This window comes from Variovorax trehalosi, assembly GCF_051216415.1.
Taxonomy (GTDB): Bacteria; Pseudomonadota; Gammaproteobacteria; order Burkholderiales; family Burkholderiaceae_C; genus Variovorax.
This window is the reverse complement of record NZ_JBPJZG010000002.1, coordinates 749142-769963: the sequence shown is the minus strand read 5'-3', so window position 1 is coordinate 769963 and position 20822 is coordinate 749142. Positions and strand designations below refer to the sequence as shown.

Sequence of the window (20822 nt, the reverse complement as noted above, 5' to 3'; positions counted from 1 at the left end):
TCTTATTTGCTAAGTTTTCTCCGCCTTTCCTGCCGCCTTCTTTCTTCTTGCATGCGCCGCGCACGCGCTCCGACGCTCGAATGCCGTTCCCCGATACCCGCCTGCAGCCCCAGTTGGGCGACTTCTACCGCACGCACCACGGCTGGCTGACCGCCTGGCTGCGCCGCAAGCTGGGCTGCGCACACAGTGCCGCCGACGTGGCGCAGGACACCTTCGTGCGCGTGCTCGCCTCGCGCGAGACCCTGCGCACGCTGGGCAGCATCGAGAAGCCCCGCGCCTTCCTGAGCACCACGGCCGGGCGGCTTCTGATCGACCGCGCGCGGCGGCAGCGCATCGAGCAGGCCTACCTGGCCGAACTGGCGCTGGCGATGGAGGGCTGCGCCCATCCCTCGCCGAACGAAACGCTGATGGCGATGCAGGCGCTGGCCCAGATCGCCGCCGCACTCGACGGCCTGCAGCCCAGGCCGCGCGAAGCCTTCCTGCTGCACTACCTGGACGGCATGACGCACGCGGCCATCGCGCAGCGCCTGGGCGTGTCGGACCGCATGGTGCGCAAGTACCTCGCGCTGGCGCTGCTCCATTGCCGCGCGGAGTTCGTCCAGTGAGCCGCGCGTCCGCAGCCGGACTGGCCGGCGATGCGACCGCGATGCAGGCGGCCGAGTGGATCGTGCGCCTCACCGCCGACGATCCCGCCGAGCGCGAACGCGCGCGCGAAGGCTTCGAGGCCTGGAAACAGGCGGCCCCGCGCCACGCCGCGGCGGCCGCCGGCATGGAGCGGCTGCTCGGCCAGTTGCAGACGGTGCGCGAAAGCTCGGGCGGCCACGCGCGGCCAGCGCACGCCGCGCTGACGGCCTCGGCCGCCGAGGCCCGGCCCCGGCAGTCCCGGCGGAGGCGCCAGGCAGGCGCGACGCTGGCACTGGCCCTCGCGCTGGGCCTGTTCGGCGGAATGCTGCTGCGGGCCTGTCCGCCAGCCTACCTGCTGGCCGACATGCGCACCGCCACCGGCGACACCCGCGCGCAGGTGCTGCCCGACGGCAGCCGCATCAGCCTGGACACCGGCAGCGCCGTCAACCTGCACTACGACGCCGGACACCGCAACATCGAGCTGGTGCGTGGCGCCATCCGCGTCGAGGTGGCGCCGGACGCCGCGCGGCCCTTCGTGGTCCGCACGCCCCAGGGCAGCATCCGCGCGCTCGGCACGCGCTTCATCGTGCGCCGCGACGCTGAGGCCACCGTGCTGACCATGCTGGAGTCCCGCACCACGGTGCAGGCCGGCGCGGGCGCAGAGGCACGGGTGATTGATCCGGGACAGCGGGTGCGGATCACCGGGGCCGGCATCGGGCCGGCCGAGCCGGTCGACGTGCGCAGCATCGACAACGCCTGGACACGGCGGCAGCTGGTCGCCGACGACCGGCCGCTGCCCGAGGTGCTCGACGAACTGGACCGCTACCACCCGGGCGGCATCGTCTACGACCGCGCGCGCACGCAGGGCATCCGCGTCTCGGCCGTGCTGCCGCTGGACGACACCACGCGCGCACTGCAATTGCTGGTGGACAGCTTCCCGCAGCTGCGGGTGCGCACCCTCACCTCCTACCTGGTGCTGGTCGACACGACCGACCCCTCCTGAAAAAAGAGCGCGGTCCGGTTCCGCTTTCAGCGGCTCATCCGTCATTGCCGGTGAGATCTCGACTAATCACTGGAACCGACATGCACGCCCAACCCCGCCACCCCGCGCCGCCCGCCGCCGCCGCACCCTTCACGCACAACCGCCTGCGCCTGGCCCTTCGCCTGGCCTGCGCAATGGCGATGTCCACCGCCGGCCCGCTGGCGCTTGCCCAGGCCGCGAGCCCCGCGCCGGCGCGCGGCGCGAGCGCCGCCTACGACATCCCGGCCGGCCCGCTGGCCACGGCCCTGAACCAGTTCGCCCAGCAGGCCGGCGTGGCGATCGCGCTGGATGCCGGCAAGCTGCGCGACCTGCGCTCGCCCGGCCTGAAGGGCCGCTACGGCGTGGAGGACGGCTTCGCGGCGCTGCTCGCGGGCAGCGGCCAGGCGCTGGGCCGCACCTCGGCCGGCTACCTGCTGGTGCCGGCCGCCGAGACCGCACCACCGGCCGCTGCCCCGGCCCGGCCGCGACAGGAAACGACGGCCAACCAGACCCTCGGCGAAGTCACCGTCACGGCCAACCAGCTCGGCGAGATCACCGAAGGCACGCGCTCCTACACGCCCGGCGCGATCGCCACCGCCACCCGGCTGGTGCTGTCGCCGCGCGAGACGCCGCAGACGGTCAGCGTCATCACGCGCCAGCAGATGGACGACTTCGGCATGAACTCGATCGACGACGTGATCCGCGCCACGCCGGGCGTGAGCATCGTCACCTACGACAGCGAGCGCACCGAGTACTACGCGCGCGGCTTCGCGATCCAGAACTTCCAGTACGACGGCATCCCGATGCGGCGCGATTCGGCCTACTCGGCCGGCAACACGCTCACCGACACTTCGATCTACGACCGCGTCGAGGTGCTCAAGGGCGCCACCGGGCTGCTCACCGGCAGCGGCGAGCCCGGCGCCACCATCAACCTGGTGCGCAAGAAGCCCACGCGCGCGTTCCAGGGCCAGATCAGCGCAAGCGCCGGTTCGTGGAACACCTACCGCACCGAGGCCGACCTGAGCGGCGCCCTCAACGAGAGCGGCAGCGTGCGCGGCCGCGTGGTGGCGGCATTGCAGGACCGTCATTCGCAGCTCGACCACTACAAGCGCAGCAGCAAGGTCTTCTACGGCGTGCTCGAGGCCGACCTCACGCCCAACACGCTGCTGACCGTGGGCGCCGACTACCAGGACAACGACCCCAAGGGCTCGACCTGGGGCGGCATTCCCATCTTCAACAGCCTCGGCAACTTCAACAACATGCCGCGCTCCTTCAACAACGGCGCGCGCTGGAGCGGCTGGGGCCAGTACACGCGCACCGGCTTCTCCACGCTGGAGCACCAGTTCGGCAACGGCTGGGTCGCCAAGGTCCAGTACAACCACCAGATCAACGGCTACGACGCGCTCCTGGGCGCCGCGGCCGGCGGCAACCCGAACCCGCTGGACGGCTCGGGCACCTCGATGTGGCTCGGCAAGTACGTGGGCCGGACCACCAGCGACGCGCTCGACGCCTACGCGAGCGGCCCGTTCAAGCTGCTCGGCCGCGAGCACGAGCTGGTGGTGGGCGCGAGCATCGCGCGACGGCGCTGGAAGAACGACGGCTACAACTTCCCCGACTACCAGACCCACGTGTCGGGCTACTACGGCTGGACCGGGCAGGTGCCGCTCCCCGTCTCCTCGCGCACGCCCAGCTTCACCGACAACGAGGTCACGCGCGAACGCGGCCTGTACGCGGCCACGCGGCTGAACCTCAGCGACCGGCTGAAGCTGATCGCCGGCGCCCGGGTGTCGAGCTACAGGAACAAGGACATCGACAGGTCCGGCGAGGTGGCGCCCTATGCGGGCCTCATCTTCGACCTGACGCCGCAGCTCTCGGCCTACGGCAGCTACACCACCATCTTCATGCCGCAGTCCAACCAGGACGTGAACGGCCGGACGCTCGATCCGCAGGACGGCAAGAACCAGGAGGTGGGCCTGAAGGGCAGCTTCCTCGACGGCAAGCTCAACGCCAGCCTGGCCTACTTCCACCTCGAGCAGAACAACTACCCCGAGGCCACCGGTGGGCTCACGCCCCGGGGCGGACAGGCCTATCGCGCGATCCAGGGCGTGGTCGCCAAGGGCGTGGAGGCGGAGGTCTCGGGCGAGCTGGCGCCGGGCTGGCAGCTGCATGCGGGCTTCACCCACAAGGTGGCGAAGCAGGACCGCAAGAAGGTGTCGACGCTGGAGCCCGAAGACCAGTTCAGCCTCTACACCACCTACCGCCTCCGCGGCGCGCTGCAGGGCTGGACGCTGGGCGGCGGCGCGCGCTGGCAGAGCAAGTCGTGGGGCGATGCGTCCAATCCGGTGCTGGGCAGCACCACCTTCACCACCGACGCATACTGGCTGGTCGACCTGATGGCGCGCTACGAATTCAGCCCGCGCCTGTCGGCCACGCTGCGCGTGAACAATGCGCTCGACAAGAAGTACATGACGGTCTTCAGCTGGTACAGCACCTACACCTGGGGTGAGCCGCGCAGCGTGAACGTGAACCTGGTCTACAAGTTCTGACCCGGGGCGCGGGCGCCCGGGTGCCGGGCACTCAGGCCGCTTCGCGCACCACCGTGCCGACCGCGCTGCGCAGCGCCTCGAAGGCCTGCTGCAGCGTCTTGCTGCCGGTGTCCACGCGCAGATCGGCCTTCGAATAGAAGGCCGCGCGCCCGTCGAGGATGCGACGCAGGTCGTCCATGGCTTCCTTGCTGGCCGCCATCGGGCGCATGTCGCCCTGCGCGGCCACGCGGCCCATGTGCTCCTCGGGCGCGGCCTGCAGCCACACCGTGGTGCAGTGGGCCAGCAATTCGTTGAAGGTGGCCGGGTCGGAGACGATGCCGCCCGGCGTGGCGATCACCACCTCGCCGTAGATCTGGATCGCCTCCTCGAGCGCGCGGCGCTCGTAGCGGCGGTAGGCATTGGTGCCGTAGAGGTCGTGGATCTCGCGCACGCTGCAGCCGGCGAGCTTCTCGATCTCGCGGCTCAATTCGACGAAGGGCACGTCGAGGTGGTCGGCCAGCATCTGCCCGAGCGTCGACTTGCCCGCGCCGCGCAGCCCCACGAGCGCGATGCGGCGGTGCCGCGCCGAGTCGACCGAGGCGGTGCCCAGCAGTTCGCCGAGCGCCACGCGCACGCGGCGCAGGTCGGCCTCGCTGCGGTTCTCGAGCAGTTCGCGGATCAAGAGCCACTCGGGGGAACTGGTGGTGATGTCGCCGACCAGCTCGGCCAGCGAGCAGTGCAGCGCGCCGGCCACCTGCTGCAGCACCAGGATCGACGCGTTGCCGATGCCGTATTCGAGGTTGGCCAGGTGCCGCTCGGACACGTCGGCCGCCACAGCCACCGCCTTGCGCGTGAGGCCGCGCTGCGCGCGCAGGTTGCGCACGCGGTCGCCCAGTGCGGCCAGCAGCGGATTCTTGGCCTCCCCGGCCGGTGCGGCGTTGCCGCTTTCTGGCGCGGTGGCCAGCACCGCGTCTACATGCTCGTTCATGCAAGTCCTCGTTCTTTGCCGGGATTGTGCGCGCTCAGGGTAAACACCACATATGCACTATATTGCTTGACACCCAATGTCTCGGTGCTTATTGTTCGGCCACACGCAAGATACTGCACGCGCAACGATCCTGCAAGGTAGTTCATAAGTTCACGGCGGCCAGCACCACCCCAGCCAGCCTTCACGAAGAAAGCCCCACGATGGCCAGCAAGGAAGCATTTCACCAGTTGATCGCGGGCCTGACCGCCGAGATCGCAGGCCGGCCGCTAGACAGCCAGCTCGACCAGTGGCTCAACGCCAACCATGGCGCGGGCAGCGCCGGCTTCGAACGATTGCGCCAGGCCTGCATCGGCGGTGTCGCCGAAGGCTGGCTGTGCGAGCGCGAAGGCGGCGGCATCCGGTACGGCCGCGTCTTCAAGGCCGAGGACGCGCTGCACCGCTTCTCGGTCGACGTGGTCGACATGCAGGACATCGCCGGCCCGCACCACACGCATCCGAACGGTGAGATCGACCTGATCATGCCGCTCGACGACAGCCCCAGCGCCACCTTCGACGGACGGCCCGCGGGCTGGTGCGTCTACGGACCCGACACCGCGCACCGCCCGACCGTCGCGCAAGGCCGCGCGCTCGTTCTCTATCTCCTGCCCGAAGGGCAGATCAAGTTCACCGCATGACCGAACTCCTTTCCAACCACGTCGCCGGCCGCTGGCAAAGCGGCTCGGGCGCCGGCACGCCGCTCTTCGATCCGGTGCTGGGCACCGAGCTCGCACGCGTCGATGCCACGGGGCTCGACCTGCCTGAAGCCTTCTCGTTTGCGCGCGAACAGGGCGGCAACGCGCTGCGCGCCCTCACCTACCGCCAGCGCGCGGGGCTGCTTGGTGCGATCGTCAAGGTGCTGCAAGCCAACCGCGATGCCTATTACGAAATCGCCACCGCGAATTCGGGCACGGTGAAGAACGACTCGGCCGTCGACATCGACGGCGCCATCTTCACCCTCGGCCAGTACGCCAAGTGGGGCGATGCGCTTGGCGACGTGCGTGCGCTGCGCGATGGCGACGCGGTCAAGCTCGGCAAGGAGCCGGTGTTTCAGTCGCAGCACCTGCAAGTGTCGACGCACGGGGTGGCGCTTTTCATCAACGCCTTCAACTTCCCGTCATGGGGCCTGTGGGAAAAGGCCGCACCGGCATTTCTCTCGGGCGTGCCCGTGATCGTGAAGCCCGCGACCGCAACCGCCTGGCTCACGCAGCGCATGGTGAAGGACGTGGTCGATGCGGGCGTGCTGCCCGCCGGCGCGCTCTCGGTCATCTGCGGCAGCTCGGCCGGGTTGATGGACCAGCTGCAGCCTTTCGACGTGGTCTCGTTCACCGGTTCGGCCGAGACCGCGGCGGTGATCCGCTCGCACCCGGCCGTGGCCGCGCGCTCGGTGCGCGCGAACATCGAGGCCGACAGCCTCAACAGCGCCCTGCTGCTGCCCGGCGCAGCACCCGGCAGCGAAGCGTTCAACCTGCTCGTGCGCGAAGTGGTGCGCGAGATGACGGTGAAGTCGGGCCAGAAGTGCACCGCGATCCGCCGCATCCTCGTGCCGGCCGAGGTGTACGACGCCGCAGCCGAAGCCATCGGCGCCAAGCTCGCGGGAGTCACCGTCGGCAATCCGCGCAACGAGGGCGTGCGCATGGGTTCGCTCGTGAGCCGCGCGCAGCTGAACGCCGTGCGCGACGGACTCGATGCGCTCGCCGCGCAGACCACCGTGCTGCACGACAGCCGCAACAAGCCGCTGATCGATGCAGACCCCGCCATCGCCGCCTGCATCGGCCCGGTGCTGCTGGGCGCGCGCGATGCCGATGCGGCGCAGCGCGTGCATGACGTGGAAGTGTTCGGGCCGGTCGCCACGCTGCTGCCGTATCGCGATCTGGCACACGGCATCGGGCTCGCGCATCGTGGACAAGGTTCTCTCGTCACGTCGCTCTACGGCAGCGACGACGCGGCGCTCGCACAGGCCGCACTCGCCGTCGCACCGAGCCACGGCCGGGTCCACGTGATCACGCCCGAGGTGGCGCAAGCCCACACCGGCCACGGCAACGTGATGCCGATGTCTATGCACGGCGGCCCCGGTCGCGCGGGCGGCGGCGCCGAACTGGGCGGCCTGCGCGCGCTGGATTTCTATCACCGCAAGAGCGCCGTGCAGGCGAGCCCCGGCGTGCTCGCCGCCCTCGGCCTCTAGAAGAACAGGCCCCAAGGAGACCCCACGATGAGCCTGCCCGCACGATTCAATTTCGCCGAACACCTGTTCGCCCTCAACCGCGGCCGCGCCGACCGCACCGCCTACATCGACGACCGCGGCACGCTCGGCTACGGCCAGCTCGAAGACCGCGCGCGCCGCCTGGCCGCCGCGTTGAAAGCCGCAGGCGTGCGCCGCGAAGAGCGCGTGCTGCTGCTGATGCTCGACAACAACGACTGGCCCGTGAGCTTTCTCGGCTGCCTGTACGCCGGCATCGTGCCTGTCGCGGTCAACACGCTGCTCACGCCCGAGGACTACGCCTACATGCTCGACCACAGCCGCGCGCAGGCCGCGCTGGTGTCGGGCGCGCTGTTGCCAGTGCTGCAGGATGCGATGGGGCGCGGCGCGCACGAGTTGCAAACGCTGATCGTCTCGCAGCCGACGGGCACGCTGCCCGCCAACGCGCAAGCCTTCGACGACGCGCTCGCCAAGGTCGAGCCCCTGGCCGCACCGGTGAACACCGCCTCCGACGACCCGGGCTTCTGGCTCTATTCCTCCGGCTCCACCGGCAAGCCCAAGGGCACGGTCCACACGCACGCCAACCTCTGGTGGACGGCGGAGCTCTACGGCAAGCCGGTGCTCGCGCTCACCGAAGACGATGTGTGCTTCTCGGCCGCCAAGATGTACTTCGCGTACGGCCTGGGCAATGCGCTGACCTTTCCGCTCACGGTCGGCGCCACCGTCGTGCTGATGGCCGAGCGCCCCACGCCCGACGCCACCTTCCATCGCTGGACAGAGCACAAGCCGACCGTCTTCTTCGGCGCACCCACCGGCTTCGCGGGCATGCTCGCTTCGCCAAAGCTGCCAGCGCGCGATGCTGTTGCCTTGCGCATGTGCTCGTCCGCCGGCGAGGCCCTGCCCGGCGAGATCGCGCAGCGCTTCAAGGCGCACTACGGCTGCGAGATCATCGACGGCATCGGCTCGACCGAAATGCTGCACATCTTCATCTCCAACCGCCCCGGTGATGTGCGCTACGGCACCACGGGCAAGCCGGTCGAAGGCTACGAGGTCGAGCTGCGCGGCGAAGACGGCCGACCGGTGCCCGATGGCGAAGTGGGCGATCTCTACATCCGCGGCCCGAGTTCGGCGCTCATGTACTGGACCAACCGCGAGAAGTCGCGCGACACCTTCCAGGGCGGCTGGACCAAGAGCGGCGACAAGTACACGCGCGATGCCGACGGCTACTTCACCTACGCGGGCCGCAGCGACGACATGCTGAAGGTCAGCGGCATCTACGTCTCGCCGTTCGAGGTCGAGGCCACCTTGATGCAGCACCCCTCTGTGCTCGAGGCGGCAGTGATCGGCAAGGAAGACGCCGAGGGGCTCACCAAGACCAAGGCCTTCGTCGTTCTGAAGGACGGCAGCGCCGCCACCGAGGACGAACTCAAGGCCTTCGTGAAGGAACGCCTGGCGCCCTACAAGTACCCGCGCTTCCTCGAATTCGTGAACGAACTGCCCAAGACAGCGACCGGCAAGATCCAGCGCTTTCGCCTGCGCGAGCGCGAGAAGCAGGCATGAGCACACCCGCCTTCGCCGCCATCGACTGGCGCGGCCGCGCCGTGCAGATCGAGTGCGCGTGGATCGCCCCCGAGCGCACCGACGCGCCGCTCATCGTCTTCCTGCACGAAGGCCTCGGCTCCGTCGCCATGTGGAAGGACTTCCCCGCACAAGTCTGCGAAGCCGCCAACGCCCGCGGCCTGGTGTTCTCACGCCCCGCCTACGGCCGCTCCACGCCGCGCGAAGACAATGAGATCTGGGACGTCGATTTCATGCATCGCCAGGCGCACGAGGTGCTGCCCGCCCTCTTCGCTGCGCTGAAGCTCGACGAGGAAAAGCCCTGGCTCTTCGGCCACAGCGACGGCGGTTCGATCTCGCTGCTCTACGCCTCGCGCTTCCCCGATCTCGTGGCGGGCCTCGTCGTGCTCGCCCCGCACATCTTCGTGGAAGACGTGACCGTCGCGAACATCGAGCTGGCCCGCACCGCATACCTCTCGACCGACCTGCCGAAAAAGCTGGGCCGCTACCACGACAGCGCCGATTCCGCCTTCTGGGGCTGGAACCGCATCTGGCTGCACCCGCCCTTTCGCGACTGGAACATCGAGGCCGAGCTCGGCGCCATCCGCTGCCCGGTGCTCGCCATCCAGGGCATCGACGACGAATACGGAACGCTCGCGCAGATCCGCGGCATCGCCGCGCGCGTGAGCGGCGGTTGCGAACTGGTGGAAATCCCTGAATGCGGGCATTCCCCACATCGCGATCAGCCGGAACGTGTCACCGTCGCAACCGCCGCTTTCATCACCAAAAACAGGAGACAGACACCATGACGACCATCCGCAATGCGCGCCTCGCGCTCACCGCCATCGCCTTTGCCGCCCTTGCGTCGGCGGCCGGCGCCCAGGGCACCGGCAAGCTCAAGGTCGGCCTCATGCTGCCCTACAGCGGCACCTACACCGCGCTGGGCGTGGCCATCGAGAACGGCTTCAAGCTCTACGTCGACGAGCAAGGCGGCAAGCTCTCGGGCCGCGAGATCGAATACTTCAAGGTCGACGACGAGTCCGATCCCGCCAAGGCGACCGACAACGTCAACAAGCTCATCAAGCGCGACAACGTCGATGTGATCGTGGGCACGGTGCACTCCGGTGTCGCGATGGCCATGGCCAAGGCCGCCAAGGAAAGCGGCACCGTGCTGATCGTGCCCAACGCCGGCGCCGACGCGGTGACCGGCCCGATGTGCGCACCCAACATCTTCCGCAGCTCGTTCAGCAACTGGCAGCCGGCCTACGCGATGGGCGAGGTCGCGGCCAAGCAGCAGGGCAAGAAGAAGGCGATGACCATCACCTGGAAGTACGCGGCCGGCGACGAGTCGGTCAACGGCTTCAAGGAAGGCTTCGAGAAGAACGGCGGCAAGGTCGACAAGCAGCTCACGCTGGCCTTCCCGAACGTGGAGTTCCAGGCGCTGCTGACCGAGATCGCGGCCGCCAAGCCCGACGCGGTGTATGCCTTCTTCGCGGGCGGCGGCGCGGTGAAGTTCGTCAAGGACTACCAGGCCGCGGGCCTCAACAAGACGATTCCGCTCTATGGCCCCGGCTTCCTGACCGACGGCACGCTCGATGCGCAGGGCGAAGCCGCTCAAGGCATGCTGACCACGCTGCACTACGCGGACGGCCTCAATACCGCGCGCGACAACGCGTTCCGCGTGGCGTACGCCAAGTCGTTCAAGCTGCAGCCCGACGTGTATGCGGTGCAGGGCTACGACGCCGCGCAGATGCTGGGCGTGGGCCTGGCCGCCGCCAAGGGCGACATCAGCAAGAAGGCCGAATTCACCGCCGCCATCGAAAAGGCCAAGATCGACAGCCCGCGCGGCACGTTCACGATGAGCAAGTCGCACAACCCGGTGCAGGACATCTATCTGCGCAAGGTGGAGGGCAAGGAAAACAAGCTGGTCAGCACGGCGATCAAGGGTCTCGCAGATCCTGCCCGCGGCTGCAGGATGTAAGCAGAGAGGCCTGAAGGCTTCGGTTATTTCGTTCCCTCGCGGCCCCTGACCGGGCCGCGAGCCGCCTTGCGGCAACCACAACCAACTGGGATCTCACACGGTGGATTTCGGAACCTTCCTCGTCCAGTGCCTGAACTCGGTTCAGTACGGACTCCTGCTCTTCTTGGTGGCATCAGGCCTCACGCTGATCTTCGGGATCATGGGCGTGATCAACCTCGCGCACGGCAGCTTCTACATGATCGGCGCGTACATGGCGTTCGCGCTCGCGCCGCTGTTCGGTGACCAGTTCCTCCTGATGCTGGTGGCCGGCGTGGTGCTCGCGGCCATCTTCGGCTACCTGCTCGAATGGGCGTTCTTCAGCTACCTCTACCAGCGTGATCACCTGCAGCAGGTGCTCATGACTTACGGGCTCATCCTGGTGTTCGAGGAGTTGCGCTCCATCCTTGTCGGCAACGACGTGCACGGCGTGAAGGTGCCCGCGTGGCTCGATGGCAGCTTCGCGCTGGGCAACGTCATGAGCTACCCGTGGTACCGGCTCTTCGCCTCGGCCGCGTGCATCGTGCTCGCGGTGGGTTTGTATTGGGTGGTGAACCGCACGCGCCTGGGCATGATGATCCGCGCCGGCGCAAGCAACCGCGACATGGTGCGGGGCCTGGGCATCGACGTGAAACGGCTCTACCGCATCGTGTTCGCAGCGGGTGTGGCGCTCGCCGCGCTCGCCGGGATGATCGCGGCGCCGATGTCCTCGGTGTATCCGAACATGGGCGCGAGCGTGCTCATCATCTGCTTCGTGCTGGTGGTGATCGGCGGCATCGGCTCGATCACCGGCGCGCTGCTGGCCTCGCTGCTGGTGGGCTTCGTCGACACCTTCGGCAAGGTGTTCTTCGCAGACCTGAGCGGCATCGGCATCTACCTGTTGATGGCCATCGTGCTGATCTGGAAGCCCGAAGGGCTGATGGGGAGGCGGCCATGATGAAGAAGGGTGCATTCCTCATGCCCGTGGCCTGCGCGGTGCTCATCGCCATCGCCGGCCCGTTGATGGGCAACTACGCCTCGGACTTCGTCGTGAAGGTGATGATCCTCTCGATCTTCGCGCTGAGCCTGGAACTGCTGGTCGGCATGACCGGCCTCGTGAGCCTGGGCCACGCGGCGTTCTACGGCATCGGCGCGTACGTGACGGTGCTCGCATCGGGCAGCGAAGGCGGCAACTTCGCACTGCTGCTGCCGATGGCCATGGGCGCGGCGGCGCTGTATGCGCTGTTCGTCGGCGCTTTGAGCCTGCGCACGCGCGGCGTGTACTTCATCATGGTGACGCTCGCCTTCGCGCAGATGGCCTTCTTCGTGTTCCACGACACCAAGGTCGGCGGCGGCAGCGATGGCATCTACATGTATGTGCGCCCGGCGCTCGGCGCGCTCGACATGGAGAACCGCACGGTGCTGTTCTACGTGGTGCTCGCGTCGCTGGTGTTCACCTACGGGCTGCTCGCGCTGATCCGGCGCTCCCGCTTCGGCGCGGCGCTCGCGGGCATCCGCGTGAACGAGCAGCGCATGCGCGCGGCGGGGTTCCCGGTGTACGGCTACAAACTCGCGGCCTTCGTGCTGGCGGGCGCGCTCGCGGGGCTCGCTGGCTTTTTGCTCGCCTCGCGCGACGGTGTGGTCAACCCCGAGCTGATGGCCTGGCACAACTCGGGCGAGGTGCTGCTGATAGTGATCCTCGGCGGCCTTGGCCATCTGCGCGGCGCGGTGATCGGTGCGATCGCGTTCACGCTCCTGAAGGAAATCTTCTCGACGCATGCCGTGATGGGGCCGCTCGCGGACCACTGGCAACTCACGCTGGGCATCGCGATCATCGTGTTCGTGGCGTGGTTGCCGAAGGGGCTGATCGGGCTGGTGAAGCGCATCTCGCCCAAGGGTGAAGGAGCCGCATCGTGAGCAACGCCACCGCTCTCCTTTCTGTCGAAGGCCTCACGCGGCGCTTCGGTGGCCTCACCGCCGTGAACGCCGTCACGCTCGACCTGCACGTCGGCGAAGTGCACGCGGTGATCGGCACCAACGGCGCGGGCAAGTCGACGCTCATCAACATGCTCTCGGGCGAGATCGAGGCTTCCGAAGGCCGCATCGCGCTCGACGGCATCGACATCACGCAGCGCGCGCAATCGAGGCGCGCGCGCGACGGCGTGGGCCGCAGCTACCAGCGCACGACGATCTTTCCGGAGTTCAGCGTGCACGAGAACTGCCGGCTCGCAGCCCAGGCCGCGACCGCGCGGCCGTGGGCGATCTGGCAGGCCGCGCAGCGCTGCGCGGCGAGCAATGCCGCAGCCGATGCAGCGCTCGACGCCGCAGGCCTTTCCAACGAAGCCTTGCGCATCGCCGGCACGTTGAGCCACGGCGCGCAGCGCCAGCTCGAAGTGGCGATGTGCCTGGCCACGCAACCCCGCGTGCTGCTGCTCGACGAGCCCCTCGCCGGCATGGGCGCCGAGGAAACCGACCGCATGCTCACGCTGCTCGCACGATTGAAAGCCACGCACGCGATCCTGCTGGTGGAGCACGACATGGACGCCGTCTTCCGCATCGCCGACCGCATCACGGTGATGGTGAACGGCACCGTCATCGCCACCGGCGACCCGACGTCGATCCGCGAGAACCCCGAAGTGCGCACCGCCTACCTCGGAGAAGACCACTGATGCTGATCGTCCGCGACCTCAACACCTACTACGGCAACAGCCACATCCTGCGCGGCGTGCATGCCGGCATTCCGACGGCCACCTCGGTGGGCCTGCTCGGGCGCAACGGCATGGGCAAGACCACGCTGATCCGCAGCATGATGGGCTACGTGCGGCCCGCTTCGGGCGAAGTGCAGGTCGATGGCCGCACCGTCACCGGCTGGCCGCCCGAGAAGATGGCGCGCCTGGGCATCGGCTACGTGCCCGAGGGCCGCGGCATCTTCCCGAACCTCTCGGTGCGCGAGAACCTCGTGATGAGCGAGCGCGCGGGCATCGACGGTCGCCGCGCGTGGACCTTCGACCGCGTGATGGCCACCTTTCCGCGGCTGGCCGAGCGGCTCTCGCATGGCGGGCAGCAGCTCTCGGGCGGCGAGCAGCAGATGCTGTCGATCGGCCGCGCGCTGATGACCAACCCGCGCCTGTTGATCCTCGACGAGGCGACCGAAGGCCTCGCGCCGCTGATCGTGGCCGAGATCTGGCGCGTGATCGGCGAGATCCGCGGCACCGGCATCGCCACGCTGATCGTGGACCGCGACTACCGCAAGGTGCTCGCGCACACCGACCTCGCGGTGGTGATGGAGAAGGGGCAGATCGTGCGGCATGGGGCGTCGGCCGATCTGCTGGCGGAGCCGCACGCGCTGGAGGAATTGCTGGGCGTGTGAAGCTCAGGCGGCACGCTGCGCCATCAGGAAATCGATGAACACCCGCATGCGCAGCGGCACATGCCGCCCGTCGGGGTACAGCAGCGTGTATGGCCGCGAGCGGCCTGCGAACGGCTTGAGTACCTCGACGAGCGAGCCGTCGGCAAGCTCCTTCTCCACGACGAAGCGATAGGTCTGGAACAACCCGGCGCCGCTCTTCGCGAGCGTGACGCCGCCGAGCACGTCGTCGGAGCAGCTGTAGGCGCTGTCCGCGAAGACCTCGCGGTCCTTGCCGTCTTCCTTGAAAAGCCACGAGATGCGGCGGCCGCTGCTGGGCAGCTCGAACTGAATGCACTCGTGCGCGGCCAGGTCGTCCGGCGTGCGGGGCGTGCCGGCCGCCTTCAGGTACTTGCGCGTCGCGACCACCACGAGCCCCGCGTCCTCGAGGTGCCGCGCGATCAGCGTCGAGTCGGGCTGGGCGCGCACGCGCACGGCCATGTCGTAGCCCTCTTCCACGAAATCGATGTTGCGGTTGCTCAGGTGCACATGCAGCCGGATGTCGGGAAAGCGTTCGCGGAACGCAGGCAGCATCGGCAGGATGCGGTGGTGGCCGTAAGTGGTGGGCACGCTGATGCGCAGCGTGCCCGAGGGCTGCGCCTGCTGGCCCATCACTTCGCGTTCGGCTTCGGCGAGTTGCACGAGCGCCTGGCGGCACTGCGCGAAGTAGGAACGGCCCGCGTCGGTGAGCCGCACGCTGCGCGTGGTGCGCACGAACAGGCGAAGCCCCAGCCGTTTCTCCAGCCGCGAGATCGAGCGGCTCACCGCCGCGGGCGTCACGCCCGCGGCAAGCGCTGCCGAAGTGAAGCCGCCCGTCTCCGCCGCGAGGCAGAAGAGTTCGATGCTGCCCAGAAGGATGTCGCCGAACTGCCGCTGCATGGATTGATTACCTCGCGTATCAAGTGAAGTGCGAGTCTAGTGATTTATCTATCTTCGTGTCATCAATACAGTTCTCCTCACGTCATCAACTTCTGGAGAAACCGACATGCAAGACAGCAATTCATCCCCCACCGTCGTCATCACCGGCGCCTCGAGCGGCATCGGGCTGGGACTCGCAGAGGCGTACCTCGAACGCGGCTTCAACGTGGTCGCCAATGCGCGCACCGACGAGCGGCTTGCGGCCGCTGCCAAGCAACTGGGCAATCCGGCCCGCTTCCTCGGCGTCGCAGGCGACATCGGCAAACGCGACACCGCAGAGCAACTCATCGCCCGCGCCGTGGAGCGCTTCGGCCAGGTCGACGTGCTCATCAACAACGCGGGCATCTTCAATGCCAAGCCTTTTGTCGACTACACCGAGGAAGAGCTGGACCAACTGGTGGTCACGAACCTCAAGGGCTTCGTCTACGCCTCGCAGGCCGCCGCGAAGCACATGATCCCGCGCCGCAAGGGCCACATCGTGAATATCACCGCGGGCATCGCGCTGCAACCGAACCTGAAGGTGCCGGCCCTGGTGCCGGTGCTGGTCAAGGGCGGCATCAATGCCGCGACGCGCGCGCTGGCGCTGGAGCTCTCGCCGCACAACATCCAGGTGAATGCGGTGGCGCCCGGCATCGTCGACACGCCGATGCACCCGTCCGAGAACCATGGTTTTCTGAGCGGCCTGGCGCCCGCCGGCCGCATCGCGACCGTGCACGAGATCGCCGATGCGGTGCTCTATCTCACCGGCGCCGGTTTCACGTCGGGCGTGGTGCTGGCGGTGGACGGCGGCGCGAGCGCCGGCACCTGGTAATCGCCCCGTTCACACAGCAACCAAGGAGCACACCATGCCTTTCGTCAATCTGAAGATCACCCGCGATGGCGTCACGCGCGAACAGAAGACCCAAGTCATCGCCGAGTTCACCGAAGTCCTTGAGCGCGTGCTGAAGAAGCCGCCGGAGTGGACCCACATCGTGATCGAGGAAATCGATACGGACGACTGGGGGTTCGGGGGTGTGACGACCACTGAGTACCGCAAGCGGCTGGCGGAGCAGGCGAAGAAGCCGCAGTGACGGATCGAGGCATACGCGCCCAGCGCGAGCGGCGGAATCAGTCGTTTCTGCCAGACAACCTTCTGATCTCGCCCTCCGCGATCTCCCGGTGATGCGGCGATCCTTCGAGAAGCAGGTACTCCCTGTACTTGTCGATGGCCAGTGCAACCTCGCCCGCGTCTTCGTGCCAACACGCCTCCGACATGAATCGAGTGAGCAGCTTGTTGGACTCGGAATGCGGCGAGGGTTCGCTCAAGTAGGCAGGTTTCAGATCTGGCCGAAGCACGTAGACCTTTTGCTGAATCTCGAAAATTCCCGCAAGGAGATGGCCGATCTGCGAGATGTTGTCGCGAACCGGCTCCAGCTTCGCATCCCGGATTTCCGAAGCGGCAGTGTCGAGCAATCTTGCCGCAACGGTGAGAAGGTGATGAATAGATTCTGGCGATGCCATATGGATTTGCTGGAGAAACGTGTTCGATCAGTGACTTGCGCCTAGCCCGCGCAGATTACAGAAGAACTCCAGGAAAGGCGCAGTTCCTCATCCGCTACTCGATGAACCGCCGCAGCCCCTCGAGATCGATCACGGTGATCCCCCCGTACTCGATCCGCAGGAACCCCGCCTCCTTCAACCGGTTCAGCGCCGCATTGCATCTTTGCCGCGACACCCCCGACAGGTTCGCGATCTCCTCCTGCGAGGTCTGCAGATGCGGCTCGCTCCCCGGATGCAGCCACGGATGGAACAGCCCCGCGAGCGCGCGCGCCACCTGGCTGTCCGCATCGAGCAGCCGGTGCGCCGCGTAGTTGCCCATGAACCAGTGCAGCCGCTCGTTGATCTGCTGCAGCAGGAAGTGATCGAAGCCGCGCTGCGTGCGGTGCAGCCACTCGAAGGTCTCCAGCGGCAACTGGGCGACGCGGCTCGGGCGCAGCGCAATGATGTCGGCCGAGCGCGGCAGTGCGCGCAGCAGCGTGCCCTCGCCGAACCAGCTGCCGACCGACAGACCGCCGAAGGTCACCGAGCGCCCATCGCTGGAGGTGATCGACCACTTGAGCAGCCCTTCGAGCGTGCCGTACCAGTGCAGCGGCGTGTCGCCGCGCCGGCACAGCGCGGCGCCGGCCGCCACCTCGACCTCGCGCATCTCGTCAAGCACGCGCTCGCCCGCGCCCACATCGAGCAGCGGAAACCAGGCCGAGCCTTGCAGCAGTTGCGGAATCGTCAGCGATGCCGCCCGGATGGCCGGCTCCGGCTTCTTGGTGGGCATGAAATGAAAGCTCCTGGAGGGCGGGTGCGTAAACCCTGACCCCAAATGTCGTCGCGATGACTGAGTGTGCCTTCGCTGCCAAAAATAATAGCGCGCCCCTCATGAAAGACACCAGGAAAACGCCATGTCGTCCAAGCGCAAAGTGATCGTGACCATCGCCCCGACCGGCGGCATGGCGCACAAGTCGCAGAACCCACATCTGCCCACCCAACCCGCGGAGATCGCCGCCGACGTGCTGCGCTGCTGGAACGCCGGCGCGAGCGTGGTCGCGATCCATGCGCGCCGGCCCGACGACGGCGCCACCTGCAACGCCGATGTCTATCGCGACATCAACAGCCGCATCCGCGCGGGCGGCAGCGACATCGTCATCAATAACTCCACCGGTGGCGGCGTGCATGGCGACATGGTCAAGCCGCTGGCCGGCGACCGCTGGGAAATCGCGTGGGAAGAGCGCATCAAGGGCATGGACGCCGGCGCCGAGATGTGCACGCTGGATGCGACCACGCTGAACCTGAGCTTCGAGGGCAAGCAGATCCTGATGGACACGCCGATCACCCGCGGGCGCGAACTCGCCGCCGGCATGAAGGCGCGCGGCATCAAGCCCGAGTGGGAGGTGTTCAGCCCCACGCACATCCTGCAGGACTCGACCACGCTGATCGGTGAGGGCCACGACGAGGAGCCCTACTTCATCAACCTGGTGATGAACGTGCACCGCAACTTCCAGAACGCGATGCCGTATTCGCCGCGCTTCCTGCAGATGATGGTGGACACCCTCCCCAAGGGCAGCATCTTCTGCGTGAGCGGCATCGGCCCCTCGCAGCTCGAGGCCAACGTGGCGGCGCTGCTGCTGGGCGGGCATGCGCGCGTCGGGCTGGAGGACAACCTCTACTTCCGCCAGGGCGAGCTGGCGACCAACGTGCAGCTCACCGAGCGCATCGTGCGGGTGATCCGCGAGCTGGACATGGAAGTGGCCACGCCGGCCGAGGCGCGCCAGATGATGGGCCTGCCGCGCACCGGCACGCTGCGGCCCGAGTTCGCGCTGGGCTGATCGAACCAACGAACAAATACAACGACCGGAGACAAGACCATGACCACCACCCTCTCGCGCACCGCGCTGGCCATCGCCCTGGGCGCCGCCTTCGTCACCACCGGCGCTTCGGCGCAGGTATCAGACGACACCATCCGCATCGGCTTCATCAGCGACATGTCGGGCATCTACCGAGACTACGACGGCCCGGCCGGCGCCGAAGCCATCCGCATGGCGATCGCCGACATGGGCGGCGCCATCGACGGCAAGAAGATCGAGCTGGTCACCGCCGACCACCAAAACAAGCCCGACATCGCCGCCGCCAAGGTACGCGAGTGGTTCGACGTGCAGAAGGTCGACATGCTGATCGCGGGCGTCAACTCCGGCGCGGCGATCGCCATGGCGGGTGTGGCGGCCGACAAGAAAAAACCGTACTTCGTGGTGGGCTCGGGCGCATCGAGCCTCACCAACGAATACTGCTCGCCCTACACGGTGCATTACGCCTACGACACCGTGGCCATGGCGCGCGGCACCGCGAGCGCGGTGGTCAAGGCGGGAGGAAAGAGCTGGTACTTCGTGACCGCCGACTACGCCTTCGGCGCCGCGCTGCAGACCGATGCAGCCAAGATCATCAACGCGAGCGGCGGCACGGTCGCGGGCTCGGTGAAGCATCCGCTGGGCGCGAGCGATTTCTCGTCGTTCATGCTGCAGGCGCAGGGCTCGAAGGCGCAGGTGCTGGCGCTCGCCAATGCGGGCGGCGACACGGTGAACGCGATCAAGTCGGCGGCCGAGTTCGGTATCAGCAAGAACATGAAGCTGGCCGGCATGATCATCACCATCAACGACGTGCACGCACTGGGCCTGAAGACCTCGCAGGGCATGTACCTCACCGACAGCTGGTACTGGAACCAGAGCCCCGAGGCGCGCACCTGGGCCCGGCGCTTCTTCGACAAGCACAAGCGCATGCCCTCTTCCTTCCATGCCGGCGACTACTCGGCCGCGTTGCAATATCTGCAGGCGGTGAAGACGGCGGGCAGCGACGATGCCGACAAGGTGATGGCGCAGTTGCGCAAGACGAAGTTCAATGACATGTTCGTCAAGGGCGGGTGGCTGCGCGACGATGGCCTCATGGTGCACGATATGCAACTGATGCAGGTGAAGACGCCCGACGAATCGAAAGAGCCGTGGGACTACTACAAGGTGGTCGAGCCGATCCGCGGCGAGGCCGCATGGACGACGAAGGCAGAGAGCCGCTGCGTGCGGTGGAAATCATGAGCCTCTTGAATGTGCAACGTGTCGCCGTGGTCGGCACCGGCGTGATCGGTGCGAGCTGGGCCGCGTACTTCCTCGCGCACGGGCTCGACGTGAACGCGACCGATCCGTCGCCCGGCGCCGAAGGGCGGCTGCGCGATGCGGTGGCGCAGCACTGGCCGACGCTGCAGCGCTTCGGCCTTGCCGAGGGTGCCTCGATCGACCGGCTGCGCTTCCACGACAGCCTGGAAGACGCGGTGTCCGTGGCCGACTTCGTGCAGGAGAACGGCCCCGAGCGCATGGACTTCAAGATCGACCTGTTCCGCCGCATGGACGCAGCCGCGCCGCCGGAGACCATCCTCGCGTCGAGTTCGTCGGGCCTCGCGATCAGCGGCGTGCAGTCGGGCTGCGCGCATCCGCAGCGCGTGGTGCTGGGGCATCCGTTCAATCCGCCGCACCTGATTCCGCTGGTGGAGGTGATCGGTGGCGAGCAGACTTCGACCGAGGCCATCGAACGCACGATGGCGTTCTACGCCGCCATCGGCAAGCGGCCGATCCACGTGAAGCGCGAGGTCAAGGGCCACATCGCGAACCGGCTGCAGGCTGCGCTGTGGCGCGAGGCCTTCCATCTGGTCAACGAAGGCGTGGCGAGCGTCGCGGACATCGACACCGCGATTGCGCACGGCCCCGGCCTGCGCTGGGCGGTGATGGGGCCGTTCATGAACCTGCACCTCTCGGGCGGTGCGGGTGGCATCGAACATGTTCTCGCGCACCTGGGCGGACCGATCGAGGATTGGTGGAAGGACCTGGGTGCGCCGTCGATGACGGATGCGTTGAAGCAGAAGGTCGCCGAAGGCGTGGCCGAGGAACTGGGCGCGCGCCGCACCAGCGACCTCGAAACCGCGCGCGACACCCTGCTGTTGAATCTGATTCGCGCGAAAGCCGACACCGGCAAACTCGACTGA

At 67.6% G+C, this 20822-nt stretch carries 21 protein-coding genes; 17 read left to right on the top strand and 4 right to left on the bottom strand.

Going from position 1 to position 20822, the window contains the following annotated elements; genetic code table 11:
* Window positions 1-80: 80 nt before the first annotated feature.
* From ACSFA7_RS11650 to ACSFA7_RS11640, 3 genes are all read left to right on the top strand, one after another.
* The gene (locus ACSFA7_RS11650; protein WP_435499486.1) at window positions 81-605 is read left to right on the top strand and encodes a sigma-70 family RNA polymerase sigma factor; all 525 of its coding nucleotides are present in this window, start codon (window positions 81-83) and stop codon (window positions 603-605) included.
* A complete protein-coding gene (locus ACSFA7_RS11645) occupies window positions 602-1627 on the top strand; it encodes a FecR family protein (RefSeq protein WP_435499485.1) in 1026 nt (341 codons plus the stop codon). Before ACSFA7_RS11650 ends, ACSFA7_RS11645 begins: the two co-directional genes overlap by 4 nt.
* Before the next feature lie 80 nt (window positions 1628-1707).
* Window positions 1708-4191 (top strand): TonB-dependent siderophore receptor, encoded by a 2484-nt coding sequence (locus ACSFA7_RS11640; protein WP_435499484.1) that lies wholly within the window; start codon window positions 1708-1710, stop codon window positions 4189-4191.
* A gap of 31 nt (window positions 4192-4222) precedes the next feature.
* Here the strand turns inward: ACSFA7_RS11640 and ACSFA7_RS11635 are convergent, their stop codons facing one another.
* Complete coding sequence (locus ACSFA7_RS11635) at window positions 4223-5158, bottom strand: helix-turn-helix transcriptional regulator (protein ID WP_435499483.1); 936 nt, start codon at window positions 5156-5158, stop codon at window positions 4223-4225.
* A 200-nt stretch (window positions 5159-5358) separates the two neighbouring features.
* Here ACSFA7_RS11635 and ACSFA7_RS11630 point away from each other — a divergent pair, with 200 nt between their 5' ends.
* The 9 genes from ACSFA7_RS11630 to ACSFA7_RS11590 all read left to right on the top strand — a co-directional run bounded on the left by ACSFA7_RS11630 (window position 5359) and on the right by ACSFA7_RS11590 (window position 14317).
* A complete protein-coding gene (locus tag ACSFA7_RS11630) occupies window positions 5359-5832 on the top strand; it encodes a 4-hydroxylaminobenzoate lyase (RefSeq protein ID WP_435499482.1) in 474 nt (157 codons plus the stop codon).
* Window positions 5829-7379: a 3,4-dehydroadipyl-CoA semialdehyde dehydrogenase gene (locus ACSFA7_RS11625; protein WP_435499481.1), complete on the top strand. Its 1551-nt coding sequence runs from the start codon at window positions 5829-5831 to the stop codon at window positions 7377-7379. Before ACSFA7_RS11630 ends, ACSFA7_RS11625 begins: the two co-directional genes overlap by 4 nt.
* A gap of 27 nt (window positions 7380-7406) precedes the next feature.
* Entirely contained in the window at window positions 7407-8954 is a 1548-nt protein-coding gene (locus tag ACSFA7_RS11620) for a benzoate-CoA ligase family protein (protein WP_435499480.1), read from the top strand.
* Window positions 8951-9760, top strand: coding sequence for an alpha/beta fold hydrolase (locus tag ACSFA7_RS11615; RefSeq protein WP_435499479.1), 810 nt, complete (start codon window positions 8951-8953; stop codon window positions 9758-9760). Before ACSFA7_RS11620 ends, ACSFA7_RS11615 begins: the two co-directional genes overlap by 4 nt.
* Window positions 9757-10932 carry an ABC transporter substrate-binding protein gene (locus tag ACSFA7_RS11610; protein ID WP_435499478.1) on the top strand — a complete coding sequence of 392 codons (1176 nt, stop codon included), beginning with the start codon at window positions 9757-9759 and terminating at the stop codon, window positions 10930-10932. Before ACSFA7_RS11615 ends, ACSFA7_RS11610 begins: the two co-directional genes overlap by 4 nt.
* Before the next feature lie 100 nt (window positions 10933-11032).
* Complete coding sequence (locus ACSFA7_RS11605) at window positions 11033-11905, top strand: branched-chain amino acid ABC transporter permease (RefSeq protein ID WP_435499477.1); 873 nt, start codon at window positions 11033-11035, stop codon at window positions 11903-11905.
* Complete coding sequence (locus ACSFA7_RS11600) at window positions 11905-12864, top strand: branched-chain amino acid ABC transporter permease (protein WP_435499476.1); 960 nt, start codon at window positions 11905-11907, stop codon at window positions 12862-12864. Before ACSFA7_RS11605 ends, ACSFA7_RS11600 begins: the two co-directional genes overlap by 1 nt.
* Window positions 12861-13616, top strand: a complete 756-nt coding sequence (locus tag ACSFA7_RS11595; protein WP_435499475.1) for an ABC transporter ATP-binding protein — start codon at window positions 12861-12863, stop codon at window positions 13614-13616. The genes ACSFA7_RS11600 and ACSFA7_RS11595 overlap by 4 nt, the downstream gene beginning before the upstream one ends.
* Entirely contained in the window at window positions 13616-14317 is a 702-nt protein-coding gene (locus ACSFA7_RS11590) for an ABC transporter ATP-binding protein (protein ID WP_429613180.1), read from the top strand. The genes ACSFA7_RS11595 and ACSFA7_RS11590 overlap by 1 nt, the downstream gene beginning before the upstream one ends.
* 3 nt (window positions 14318-14320) lie before the next feature.
* Here the strand turns inward: ACSFA7_RS11590 and ACSFA7_RS11585 are convergent, their stop codons facing one another.
* A complete protein-coding gene (locus tag ACSFA7_RS11585) occupies window positions 14321-15232 on the bottom strand; it encodes a LysR family transcriptional regulator (protein WP_435499474.1) in 912 nt (303 codons plus the stop codon).
* 106 nt (window positions 15233-15338) lie between these two features.
* On the opposite strand from ACSFA7_RS11585, the gene ACSFA7_RS11580 reads away from it, so the two are divergent.
* Window positions 15339-16082 carry an SDR family NAD(P)-dependent oxidoreductase gene (locus tag ACSFA7_RS11580; protein ID WP_435499473.1) on the top strand — a complete coding sequence of 248 codons (744 nt, stop codon included), beginning with the start codon at window positions 15339-15341 and terminating at the stop codon, window positions 16080-16082.
* A 34-nt stretch (window positions 16083-16116) separates the two neighbouring features.
* Window positions 16117-16341 carry a tautomerase family protein gene (locus ACSFA7_RS11575; protein WP_280808794.1) on the top strand — a complete coding sequence of 75 codons (225 nt, stop codon included), beginning with the start codon at window positions 16117-16119 and terminating at the stop codon, window positions 16339-16341.
* A 37-nt stretch (window positions 16342-16378) separates the two neighbouring features.
* On the opposite strand, the gene ACSFA7_RS11570 is transcribed toward ACSFA7_RS11575, so the two are convergent.
* Together ACSFA7_RS11570 and ACSFA7_RS11565 are read right to left on the bottom strand one after the other, a co-directional pair.
* Window positions 16379-16771 carry a hypothetical protein gene (locus ACSFA7_RS11570; protein ID WP_435499472.1) on the bottom strand — a complete coding sequence of 131 codons (393 nt, stop codon included), beginning with the start codon at window positions 16769-16771 and terminating at the stop codon, window positions 16379-16381.
* Window positions 16772-16865: 94 nt separating this feature from the next.
* The gene (locus tag ACSFA7_RS11565) at window positions 16866-17579 is read right to left on the bottom strand and encodes a Crp/Fnr family transcriptional regulator (RefSeq protein ID WP_435499471.1); all 714 of its coding nucleotides are present in this window, start codon (window positions 17577-17579) and stop codon (window positions 16866-16868) included.
* Between the two features lie 124 nt (window positions 17580-17703).
* Between ACSFA7_RS11565 and ACSFA7_RS11560 the strand changes: the two genes are divergently transcribed.
* From ACSFA7_RS11560 to ACSFA7_RS11550, 3 genes are read left to right on the top strand one after another with little or no spacing between them, the layout of a single operon-like run.
* Window positions 17704-18627: a beta-keto acid cleavage family enzyme gene (locus ACSFA7_RS11560; protein ID WP_435499470.1), complete on the top strand. Its 924-nt coding sequence runs from the start codon at window positions 17704-17706 to the stop codon at window positions 18625-18627.
* Window positions 18628-18666: 39 nt separating this feature from the next.
* Entirely contained in the window at window positions 18667-19881 is a 1215-nt protein-coding gene (locus tag ACSFA7_RS11555) for an ABC transporter substrate-binding protein (RefSeq protein ID WP_435499469.1), read from the top strand.
* A complete protein-coding gene (locus ACSFA7_RS11550) occupies window positions 19836-20822 on the top strand; it encodes a 3-hydroxyacyl-CoA dehydrogenase NAD-binding domain-containing protein (RefSeq protein WP_435499468.1) in 987 nt (328 codons plus the stop codon). The genes ACSFA7_RS11555 and ACSFA7_RS11550 overlap by 46 nt, the downstream gene beginning before the upstream one ends.